The sequence below is a fragment of the Ruegeria sp. BHSB064 genome, from assembly GCF_059613205.1.
This window is the reverse complement of sequence record NZ_JBXWSB010000128.1, coordinates 1-11,933: the sequence shown is the minus strand read 5'-3', so window position 1 is coordinate 11,933 and position 11,933 is coordinate 1. Positions and strand designations below refer to the sequence as shown.

Below are 11,933 nucleotides of genomic sequence, written 5' to 3'. Positions count from 1 at the left end.
CGACACGAATCACAGATACCAACTCGGCTTTTCTTGATCAAGGCACGGTATTACAACCGGCAAAGTGCGGACAATAACACCAGACAATCCTACCCTTTTGCTTTGTTGCAACAGTGATCGTCCGACGACGTACTTGCAATACCAGCCTCCCAGCAAGAGTGTCAGAACTTATCTTCTGGCGGGTGTTTCATGACGCGGAAACTTGCGCACCTGAAACCGGTTGCTGTTGTCACAGGTTGCTTGTCTGACGCCAGCGCAGCAGGCTTGAGCATGGGACAAAGCCAGGAGATACTAGGATCAAGACGTTATCAACGACCGTGGCAAAGTTCATGCGGCTTCCAAATTGCCAAGCAAAATAGATGTCATATCCGCATCAATTACCCCATCTACAGCAATCACGTCAGCACCCGTCTCATAGTCGACATTGTCTTTACTGACCCCCGACAAGTCTGAATTTTCATCCAGGAAAACCCATTGCAGATCGGGTGCCGAGGGTTCTTCGACAACAACCTGAAGTATCGCAAGCGCATCTAATGCGTTGACGGACCCGTCCTGGTTAACGTCGGCGGCAATCAGGTTTTCAGCCGTTGCTGAACCCCATGTCGGATCCAGACCCACGGAAATGCGCAGGACCTGCAAAGCGTCCAGGGCATCGATTTCGTTGCTGGCCGTGGAGTAATATTTGATAACGTCTAACCTACCAGGGTAGGTTCCGTCTGGGAGGTCCAGATCGAACATACCTTGGTCGTCAGCCATGGTAGAAACTGTACCACCACCGTCAGGCGTAAACCTGATCTCTGCATCTGAAAGACCTGGATTGGCTGTTTCACTGTTTACAGAAACGGGCCCAGCAAATCCATCGGAGCTATCTGGTGTCAAAACACCAAAATTCCCGAAATCGACTGGAATGTGATCGGGTCCTTCAAAACCCGCCCCAAAAACATCGCTAGCCGTCAGCGGCCCAGCAGTGGCCGAGTGAACGTCTACCACTTCGCCTCGGTATTCGATCCGAGCACCTTGCGCGGTGCTGGTTACAGTCAATTGTTGAGGTGAACGTAAAAGCAGATAGTCGAACATGTCCAACCGATCCACACCTGGTTGAAAATCTGAGATCGTGGTCAGTCCACTTCCTGACTGCATCACAAAAATATCGGAACCTGTACCACCTGACATTGTTGTTGAGCCTGCCCCAGCGATCAAAACGTCGTCCCCTTGCCCTCCAATCAGAGTTGTATCCAGAATACTACCACTGAGCATGTCGTCTGATGCCGTCCCGGACACGGTAGCAAAACCTGTCTGTACTGTGCCCAGATCGCCCATTGGAACCGTTAGAACCGTGACGCCAGCCTCTTGTTGCGATGTGACCAGAATTTGCAGCTCATTCCCAACATGCGCAGCGCTGAGTGATTCGACGTTCTGCAGTCCGCTTGCCAATGTGTCCGCAAAACTGTCGAGGTGAACCAACTGGCCCTGAGGTGTCAGCGTAAAGAGGCTCACCCCGTCATCACCCCCTCCGGCAACAACAAATACGCGTCCGTTGACTTCCACAACCGCTAGGTCCTGAACCGCTGCAAAGCGAGTATCGAGCGTATCCAGCACATGGTTCGTGGCTTTCAGTCCCCCGTCCTGGTTCATTTGCAACACACTAAGAGAGTTGCTTCCTGCACCGGCAACAACCACCCAGGATTTTCCATAAGCCTCTACTGTTTCGACGGCAGTTGGCGTCGAAATTCCAAGCGCTTCCAAGGTGTCATTGTTGTCAATTTTAGTCAAAATGCCGGTGCCACTATTTATCTGGAAAGTCGCAATTGTATTGGCCGCCGCATCGCTCGAAACAAGAAAGTGACCAGAGCCGGCGCGCGCTGTCTCCATGGAGTCGGCCTCGCCTTGTATTGAACCAGCCAAACCGAGCGTGCCGTCGGGAGCGACTTGATATGTCCCGATTTGACCCGTGGCTTCATGCGCGATCACGAACAGATCTGTCGCCCCGACTGACACTTGAACAATGGCGCCTAAGTCTCCTCCACCATTCAACGTACCGGTTTCTTGCAACCCACCGATGGTCCCGTCGATATTCAAGTCATACCCAACCAAACCCGTTGCACTATTCACATCCAGCACAAGCTGACTGCTGCCCGGGAAATCCAGTGGTGTGCCGTTGCGACCCACGAGGAACGTGATTGAACCGCTGTAATACTCTGTATCGACAAGCTGCGGCAAAGCACCTTCGACCAGCCGCCACACAGCAATACCACCCCCGGGTCCGGTGACCGAGTAGAGATACGTTACCCCGTTAAACGTTTTTAAAGCCGTATCGCCGATACCTGAATCGAGCGCTGTGCTCCCCGTTGCAACCACGCTTTCGAATTGAAGTCTCACTGCCGTCACCTCCTGAGCCACCCCTGGCAATGAAAACAGATTGGCTGACTACGCAGACCGAAACCAAAGCGAAATTGTGGTGAAAACGAGGAGTTCGGTTTCAGATTAACTCAATTTTTAGTTTCCGATCAAAGCAGTAACGGTAGGGAAAGACAGATGAGAAAATCGTCAAGGCAAATGTCCTATACCCTTCGAATGATCGCGGGCACCATATGTGAGGGCAAGATGACCAAAGCACCTGAGTCCAACAATAGTTCGTTAGTTGCAACCTCGGACACAGACCGAAAGCAGTTCATTCGCCAGTGGATCGAGGGGAAAATCGGTCGCTGGGCAGGTCGCGGGGCGGCTGGTGGCCTTCTATCGACCGTTATGGCGCTGCCCGCATTTTCGCAAGCCTCGATCGAAGAGCTGTATGCCTTTCAATTTGCAGAAACCATCCCGGGCGTCCGCTCAGCAAAACTGATGAAAAACGGCGATGTACTTTTGAAGATGGCTGACGGTCGCACGCTGATAGTCGCTGCTGAAAACGTTCAGGTTCTGGACAGCGGAGCGATCATGATTGCAGAAGACGCCGTCTCTGAAATCGTTCAATTCAGCGCAGCTGAAGCCGGAGCAGCCGCAGCCGGTGGCATCAGTGGGACTGGTGCAGCTTTGGGTGGGTTGGGTCTTGCCGGAGCAGCCGCAGCAGCGGGTGGAGGTGGAGGCGGAAGCGGAGGTGAGGAGAATGATACGCCACAACCTGAGCCCACTTACTCGAGCCTCAATCTGGATCAACTCCAAACCGCTGCCGTGAACAGTGCCAGCACCAATTCAATCGCACCGGATGGCACCTCGACTGTTGAAGTAACCATCGGATCACTCGTCAAATCCATTACACCCGCTCCAGATGGAAGTTGGTCTCTCTCTCTGACCGCTGCCGAGGCCGCCGCACTTCCCCAAGGGGTAACGGCCGTATCAGTACGACACTTGGACGACGCGGGGACGGAATTGTCGGTTCAAACAGTTCGCTTCGATATTGATACAGTTCCACCGACGCTTTCGATCATCGGATTCTCCGACGGTTCCGTACTGAATACGGCGGAACAGGCAACGGATCTGACTGTATTCGGTTCCACTGACGCGGAGGACGGTCAAACTGTGACCGTAACGCTGAACGGGCAGGCCTTTACCGGAACAGCAAACGGTGGGCAATGGAGCGTCACTATCCCGGTTTCCGCCCTGTCTGCCCTGCCGGACGGTACAACAGTCTCGCTAACGGCTGATGTAATCGATGCGGCGGGTAATCCAGCTGCTCAGGCAAGCGGAAGCTTTGACACTGATTTCACGGCGCCAACTATATCACTTGATCCTGTTGCCGGAGGTTCGATCGAGTTGGTCGATGTTTCGGGTGATCTGACGCTCACAGGCTCCACAACGGCTGCGGACGGTCAACCTGTCAGTGTCGTATTTAACGGTCAATTGTATACCGGTACTGCCTCTGGTGGAGGCTGGAATGTGACGATCCCCAATGCAGATCTTGGCAGTCTGTCCACCGGAGTACCCGCAACAATTATTGTCGCGGTGGAAGATGCAGCAGGCAATTCGGCGGTTCCAGTTGTCTTGTCAGTCCCGGTGGATCTGACTGGTCCGTCCATTTCAATTTCTCCTCTTCCTGTCGGTTCGGTTCTCAATGCAACTGAAGCCGGCGTAGACTTGGCCGTCACTGGCACAACCGCGAATGTCGAGGACGGACAACAAGTCACCGTTTCAATGGATGGTCAAACATACACCGGAACGGTGTCAGGTGGCGCTTGGTCGGTGACGATACCCTTTGCCGATTTGGGCTCGCTTTCAGACGGAAACAGTTTTTCAGTCACGGCAGATGTCAATGACACCAATGGGTTGCCCGCACCACAGGCAGATGTGTCCTTGACCACGGACATGACGGCACCGACGCTCAGTATCGACGGCTTTTCGGATGGGGCAGTCATGAATGCCGCAGAGCAGTTAACTGACCTGACCATCACGGGCTCTACCAATGCCGAGGATGGGCAAACCGTAAACGTCAGCATGAATGGGCAGTCGTATTCTGGCGTTGTTTCCTCAGGTACATGGAGCGTAACGGTGGCAGCTTCAGATTTGAGCAATTTGTCGGATGCAGCCACCATAGCTGTAACTGCGGATGTGTCCGACGCCGCCGGAAACCCGGCACCGCAGGCAAGCCTCAGCTTTGACACTGATTTCACACAGCCAAGTTTGACAATTTCAAACATTTCGGACGGCGTTGTAATGAATGCCGTGGAACAAGGCACGGACCTAACAGTGTCAGGAACGTCCGATGCACCAGACGGAACAGTTGTGAGCGTCAACGTCGCACGCGGCGACGGAACGACTGATCTAAGCGGAACCGCAACCGTAACTGGTGGTACCTGGACATACACGGCGACAGCCGTTGAAATCTCAGTTCTTCAGGATGCTGAGACATACAGCATCAATGCGTCAATCACAGATCCAGCCGGAAATAGCACTCCGACCACGACAAGTTTCACCACCGACTTTACGGCTCCAACTATCACGCTCGAGCCCCTCCCCGCAGGATCGGTGCTGGATGTGACAGAACAAGCTGTGGATTTGACAATCTCAGGCACCACGACAGCTGAAGATGGTCAGACAGTCACTGTAAATTTCGGAGGGCAAACCTATACCGGCAATGTGTCCGGGGGCGCTTGGTCATTAGACGTGCCCGCCAGCGATCTTAGCGTCCTGTCGGACGCAACAAACTACACAGTTTCCGCTTCTGTAAATGATCTGGCAGGCAACAGTTCAGCGGTGGCAAACAGCTCGATCACAACCGATTTTCGCCCCATTCTTTCAATGGACGAAATCGGAGTGAACGATGCCGTTGCTTTAAACGACGCGCTGACGTCAGGCCTGACACTAAGTGGTTCATCTTTTGGCCTGTCAAATGGTCAGACGATAGATGTTACCCTTAATGGAAATACAGTCGGATCGGCCGTCGTGGCGGGAGACGGAACTTGGTCTTTGGCTGTCGCTTCAACTGAGTTTTCATCCATAAATGCCGGAGATGACCTTGTGTTTTCGGCTAATGCCACAGTGACCGCTGGACCAAACCCGTTACCCGTTTCCGACCAGGTTGTGGCCCATGTACCCGCTGCATATGTGATCACAGAAGCAGGGCGAAGCGGTACAACCGTTACCTTTGAGATCTACGCTGATCCGGATCGCGACATTTCCAGTGGCCTTGCAATAACGGCAGAGCTGGGATTTGACTCCGCTGTAGTTACGTTCGACAGCGGATCTGCAACGGAAAACAATGCGTTTGATCTTTTTCTGGCCAGCCCAGGCATCGGAGATGTCATAAATTTTGCAGGCGCTGCGACTACCTTTTCCGATCTGTCTCAGCCGCTCGTCACCTTTACTATGACGATTCAGGACCCAGCTCAGCCTATCGTGCTGAACATCAATACGCCCGACGGCGGCCCGTCCACGTTACAACTCGGGACCTTCGGCGACGACAGTTTGACCGCCTCCAATACCGACACATTCATCAAAGGCGGAAACGGAGACGATACAATTGATACCTCTGCTTCAGGTCGCGATGTCGTTGTCTTCGAAGCCGACCCGGCAAGTAACGGTTCGGACATTATTACAGGCTTCAGCATCGGCCCAGCAGCCGAAGCAACCGATGCGTTGATGTTCAGTGGATTGGACACAAGCACGCTGCGCGGCGATGGCACGGGGTTTGAAATTTTGTCGGTTGGCGACGGAATTGGAACAAATACCGGATTTGTTGGTTTTGATACGGTCTTGAGCGATCTGAACACGAGCACGATAGCAAACGCTGTGGAAAGTCTCGCCGGTGTACAGGCCGGGGACGAACTTTACGTCATGGCCACTGACGGGGCAGATAGCGTTCTGGTCAAGGTCGATTATGTGGCCTCTGACAATGCCAGCGTACAAACTGTCGCCTCATTTCAGGGGCTCAACGATCTGAGCAGCTTGAACGCTGAGAATATCCTGCACACCGACCCCACTGGTGCATCCGCCTGAATCAAGTTCAGACCACATCAATTCCCACAATTGTAATGAGGTAGTTATGGCACAGAATGGCTTAACTCCGGTCAGCCGCCGACGGCACGGGAAAAAATACTGGAAACGTTTCTCTTCATTCGATTTTGCGACCAGAATGAAAGACTGCGCCGTCGTGGATGCGGAAATCCTCACTGTGGCGGCCACTTTTCCGATAGCTTTCAAAAGGTGTAACCAAGGTTACTATCCAGTGGCCATTCTTTCCCTGATGCCCGATAGTCCGACGCCCTTCGTTTCGCCCGAGGGCAGATGGCTCGCCACGTATGTCCCATCTGATCTTCGCTGTTTTCCGTTTCGGTGCGTACTGAACAAAAATAAGGATGAGGTCGTATCCTCAAACTTTGAACTTCTGGTTGACGAAACCTCAGGGCTTGTGACCAAGGACCCCGCAGACGAGACGTTTTACGACAGCACGGGTGCTCTGGGCCCTGAGCTTGAAAAAGTACAGACGTTTTTTCAAGCGTTTTCTATTTCGATGCAAGACACGCTTCGATTGTGCCGCGTCCTGGCAGAGATGGGTCTTTTTTCGCCGCTGGTCTCCAACAAGGGTATCCCAATCCCAAAAGGCTATTTCGGCATCAAAGCGGGTGTATTGCAGAAAACAAATGATGCCAACATTTTATTGCTCGCCAAGAACGGCGGTCTTTGCCTTATACACGCGCATCAGGTTTCATTAACCCATTTCGCGTGGCTGTCGAAGGCGCAGAACCAGGCCGCTCGATTAAGACCCCAATCGGTCGACAAAACCAATTCAAAACTCCCCAGCTTCTTGGATGCGCTGGTAACAGCACAAGAAAATGAGAGCCATCTCGGGCACTGCAATCATGAGGGTCAATATGCGACCTTTTGAGAAGGCAGAAAAAGCTATGGCGCTGGCTCTGTTTGCGGTTTTGACTTCCGCATGCACCCCTCCGCCAGACTTGACGCCTGTATCCATGTCATTTGCAACTGGAACGGCTGGAGCCGGAGCCGCAAAGCCTTCCAAGTCGCTGAGCCAAAGTGAGTTTGGCCAAAGAATACGCACAGCCGTTGAGACCAGCCCAAATCTGGCACAGAGCGGCACGGGTATGGACATCGCGGCAGCCAACCAAGAAGCCGCCAGGGGGGCATTCTTGCCCCAAGTCTCGTTGGGAGTTAACGCCCGTTCTGAAAGGATCGAGTCAGATATCGCAGATGTTTCACCTTATCTGAGGGTATCACAATTGGTATACGATGGCGGCGCGGCGGCAGGGGATCTGACCGCTGCCCGCGCGCGGGTGCTGGAAAGCCGAGGTAATCAGCTGCAAACAGCCTCAGCAACTGCACTTGCGGCGATTGAGACCTACGTTCTTGTCCTCGATCAGAAGAAAATTCAGAACATTTTCAGAGAGAATGTCATTGTTCACAAAGAGTTGCTGGTCCAGATCTCGAATCGCACGGCCAGCGGCGCCGGTTCCAATGCAGATGTTCTGACAGCGCAATCGCGCATGGCGGATGCGCAAACAAGGCTGGCCGACGCCCAGGCAAGAACCGACCGCGCCGAAGCTCGGTTTCGCGAAGTGTTTGGGGCAGATCCTGGTGTTTTGTCCCCACCCGTGTCCGCACCTGAATTGGAAAGAAGCGACGCTCAGATCGTATTGTTCAGCCCCCAAATTCGTCGTGCAGATGCAAGCCTTTTGGCGGCCAAAGCGGAATGGTCCGCAGCGCAAGCCCGCCGTCGACCAGATGTTCGCGTCGCAGCTTTTGCCAATCAAGACGAAAACAGAGACGCCAATTTTGGCGTTGACCTAGCCGTCAACTACGAATTGGACAGCACCGGTCAACGTCGGGCGGCGATTGCTGCCGCCGAAGCGCAAGTCAAGCAGGCAGAATTTGCGCGCGAACAACTCATTCGTGAAATCACAAGGGAATTGGGGTTCATTCGTTCAGATCAAAAGGCAGGTGCCGAACGATTGCGCGCGGCCCGCGCGGCAGTCACAGCCAACGCCGAAAACGTCACCGCCTCGCGTGCACAGTTTTCGATTGGGCGACGCAGTTTGATCGAAATCCTCGATGCTCAGCGCGACTACGTTAACGCACAAGAACGTCTGATCCTTGCTGAACAGAACTTTTTTCTGACCAACTACGCAGCGCTGAGCCTTACCGGCGACATACTTGACTTGCTCGGAATTTCACTTGGGACCTGGGGCAGTTGGAAATGACTACAACCCGTTTAACTCTCTCAAAGCCTAATCTGACATCCCACGAGGCTTGCCTGCTGAACATAGCAAGTACGCTTGAGCGGCCGTTAACGTTGACCACCCTTCATGCGGCACAAACCGGAGTAGCTGGGGAATTGACCATTCGCGACATCATTTCCGTTGCGCAGCGTGCCAAGTTGCAAGCTGGATATGGCAAGCGCCGCCTTTCCGAATTTGACGGGAAACTTGCGCCAGCGTTGTTGCTTCTGGCAGGAAATCAGGCCGTTGTTTACCATGGCCGTGCAAGCAACGGTGCATTGCTGATATTCGACCCCGAAATTGGCGAAGGCATTTGCGAAGTCCCCGAAGCTAGCTTTTGCGACACATATACAGGCTACGCCATTTTGTTTCGCCGTTGTTACGACAACGAAATTTCGCATGAAACCACCTCTTATGAGGGGCATTGGTTCCGTGCAGCTCTTGCCGCAAACCGATGGGATTACATACAGGTCGCACTGGCAGCTGCTATGGCTAACCTGCTGGGCCTTACAACTTCAATATTTATTATGGTTGTCTATGACCGCGTTTTGCCAAACGAGGCGACGGAGTCACTGATCGCATTGACAACAGGCGTGGCGCTTGCACTGGTTTTCGACTTTGTACTGAAGCTGCTGCGCGCCGGGTTTATCGACAGAGCAGGGCAAAAGGCAGATTTGCTTTTGGGGCGGCGAATCTTCGATCAATTGCTGAACATTCGGATGAAATCCCGAACAGGCTCTACTGGTGCAATGACCAGCACCATTCGTGAGTTTGAAACACTGCGTGAGTTCTTCACATCGGCCACACTTGTTGCCGTTGTCGATTTACCCTTCATCGGTCTATTCGTCTTTGTGATCTATTTGGTGGGTGGACAACTGGCAATTGTCCCTGCCCTCGCGGTGCCATTGGTTCTTTTGACCGGTTTAGTCGTTCAACCAATTCTGTCACGTATGGCCGAAAAGAACCTTGCTGACGGGCAATCCAAGCAATCTGTGCTGGTTGAAGCTGTCTCGGGCATAGAAACGCTAAAGACAACAACTGCAGGCCAGAAGATGCGGGCCAGATGGGAACAGGCGATCGAACGACAATCAGCCCATGGAGCGAAAAGTCGGGCCATCACGCAGTTTGCCTTGAACTTGACCGGCTTCACCCAACAAGCAGCTCAAGTGCTTATTGTCTTTTATGGCGTTTTTCTGATCACTGATGGTCAGGCGAGCATGGGCGCGCTTGTAGCCTCCGTAATGCTGACCGGCCGCGCACTGGCACCCCTGGGTCAGCTGGCGCAGACGTTGACGCGAATGAACCAGGCCAGAAGCGCATACCGAAACCTAAACACGTTGATGATGGCTGAGAGCGAACGCCCTGAAGGTCGCACTTGGGTGAACCGGGACGAGGTCAAAGGCGCAATTTCCTTCAATAACGTGCATTTCTCCTACCCGGATCAAGACACTGACACGCTCCAAGGGATCTCTCTCACGATCGAACCCGGAGAAAAGGTTGCGATCCTTGGTCAAATCGGGTGTGGGAAAAGTACGATCGCCCGTTTGATTTTGGGACTATACTCGCCCCGCGTCGGATCGGTCACACTTGACGGTCTGGACATTCGTCAGATCGACCCGGGTGACTTACGTCGCGATATCGGCTCTGTCCTACAAGATGTTTGGCTGTTCTCGGGGTCGATCCGGGACAATATCGCCAGCGGCGCGATCCGGCCCAAGGACAAGGACATGATCGAAGCTGGCCGAATTTCCGGTGTAGAAGATTTCATCTCCAGCCACCCAAACGGTTATGATCTTCAGTTGGCGGAAAGAGGAGAAGGGCTTTCCGGCGGGCAAAGGCAAGCCATTGCACTTGCCCGGGCGCTCATCGGACACCCTCCGATTTTGTTGCTGGATGAACCGACCAGCGCGATGGACGTCCAAACCGAGGCTCAAGTTATTCAGCGTCTGAAAGACGCAGCTTCTGACAAGACTATGATAATTGTAACGCACCGGACCAGCCTGCTGGAGCTTGTTGATAGGGTCATCATACTGGAAAACGGCAGGATTGCCGCGGATGGGCCCAAAAGCTTGCTGACACGACACGCACACCGTGACAGGAGGCACCTGAATGTCGCGGCATCCTGATCTGGCCGCTATGGCGCGTGAAATGCATGGACGCTCTCCTGTTCAGGGATCGTTGCTTTTGATTGTGATCCTGTCCTGCCTGATCTGTGCCGTGGTTTGGGCACATCTGACCGAAATTGACGATGTTACGCGCGTAGACGGTCGCATTGTCCCGTCCGGAGATATCCAGGTGATTGATGCAAGCGAACCCGGCATCCTTCGCGCGCTACATGTGCGCGAAGGCCAACTGGTGGACAAAAACACATTGCTCATGGAGCTTGATGCCACACAAATCGATAGCAAGCTCAGTCAGGAACAACAACGCGCATTCGGGCTGATGGCGCGCGCGCAACGGCTTCAGGCGGAAATAGACGGAACTCAGTTAGAGTTCGACGCGAAGCTGATTTCAGGGGCACCGAGTGTCGTACGCTCGGAAACGGCACTGTATCAGGGGCGCCAAGCCGAGTTGGAGGCTGAGATTGCAATTCTGGAACGCCAGCGCCAACAGAAGCACCGTGAATATGAGGAAGGCTTGGTGGATCAAGTCACGGCAATGGAAACGCTAAAAGTTTTGGCGGAAGAGCGTGCCATTATGGCACCCTTGGTCGAAAGCCAGATGGAGCCTGCGACAACGTTGCTGGCCTTGCGCCGCAGTGAGGCAGAGTGGCAAGGGCGAAAGGTGCGAGCCGAAGCAGTGACCAACAGGCTACAGACAGGCCTGGAAGAAATCGATGATCGCATCCAAGCGGCCCGTAGCCGGTTTCGCAGTGCCGCGCTGACCGACCTTGCGATTGCCACGGCTGAATTGGCGGCCTTGCAACCCGTGCTGCCTGCTTTGCGCGACAGGGCTATGCGAGCACAAGTCCGCTCTCCGGTGCGGGGCATCGTCAACCGCATTCATCAGACAACTATCGGTGGTCATGCGAGAAGTGGCGAAGAGCTTGTGGAAATCGTGCCTCTGGATGACACGCTGCTTGTAGAGGCTTACGTAAAACCCGAGGACATCGCATTTTTACGTGCCGGGCAGCCTGTGAAAGTCAAGATCACGGCTTATGACTTCGCCCGATATGGAGCGTTGGATGGTGAAATCATACGAATTGGCGCTGATACGATCACGCGATCAGAGCGGAATGAAGAAGAAGTATTCGTGGTGGAAATTCGA

Annotated in this window: 6 protein-coding genes; 5 read left to right on the top strand and 1 reads right to left on the bottom strand. The window is 53.7% G+C overall.

The window, feature by feature from the left end; all coding sequences use genetic code 11:
- Positions 1–327 precede the first annotated feature (327 nt).
- Entirely contained in the window at positions 328–2,379 is a 2,052-nt protein-coding gene (locus AC2FNU_RS20970) for a dockerin type I domain-containing protein (RefSeq protein WP_496792112.1), read from the bottom strand.
- A 225-nt stretch (positions 2,380–2,604) separates the two neighbouring features.
- Between AC2FNU_RS20970 and AC2FNU_RS20965 the strand changes: the two genes are divergently transcribed.
- The 5 genes from AC2FNU_RS20965 to AC2FNU_RS20945 all read left to right on the top strand — a co-directional run.
- Positions 2,605–6,429 (top strand): beta strand repeat-containing protein, encoded by a 3,825-nt coding sequence (locus AC2FNU_RS20965; protein ID WP_496792110.1) that lies wholly within the window; start codon positions 2,605–2,607, stop codon positions 6,427–6,429.
- A 46-nt stretch (positions 6,430–6,475) separates the two neighbouring features.
- Positions 6,476–7,318: a SapC family protein gene (locus tag AC2FNU_RS20960; protein ID WP_496792108.1), complete on the top strand. Its 843-nt coding sequence runs from the start codon at positions 6,476–6,478 to the stop codon at positions 7,316–7,318.
- Positions 7,319–7,403: 85 nt separating this feature from the next.
- Positions 7,404–8,648 (top strand): TolC family protein, encoded by a 1,245-nt coding sequence (locus tag AC2FNU_RS20955; RefSeq protein ID WP_496792106.1) that lies wholly within the window; start codon positions 7,404–7,406, stop codon positions 8,646–8,648.
- Positions 8,645–10,792: a type I secretion system permease/ATPase gene (locus tag AC2FNU_RS20950; RefSeq protein WP_496792104.1), complete on the top strand. Its 2,148-nt coding sequence runs from the start codon at positions 8,645–8,647 to the stop codon at positions 10,790–10,792. The genes AC2FNU_RS20955 and AC2FNU_RS20950 overlap by 4 nt, the downstream gene beginning before the upstream one ends.
- Positions 10,776–11,933 (top strand): HlyD family type I secretion periplasmic adaptor subunit (locus AC2FNU_RS20945; RefSeq protein WP_496792102.1); only part of this gene is annotated, 1,158 nt, incomplete at its 3' end. The genes AC2FNU_RS20950 and AC2FNU_RS20945, both read left to right, overlap by 17 nt.

Bases quoted from the DNA above. Each gene is read 5' to 3' on its own strand.
- AC2FNU_RS20950 (WP_496792104.1), top strand. From the start codon at position 8,645: ATGACTACAACCCGTTTAACTCTCTCAAAGCCTAATCTGACATCCCAC.
- AC2FNU_RS20955 (WP_496792106.1), top strand. From the start codon at position 7,404: ATGTCATTTGCAACTGGAACGGCTGGAGCCGGAGCCGCAAAGCCTTCC.
- AC2FNU_RS20965 (WP_496792110.1), top strand. From the start codon at position 2,605: ATGACCAAAGCACCTGAGTCCAACAATAGTTCGTTAGTTGCAACCTCG.
- AC2FNU_RS20960 (WP_496792108.1), top strand. From the start codon at position 6,476: ATGGCACAGAATGGCTTAACTCCGGTCAGCCGCCGACGGCACGGGAAA.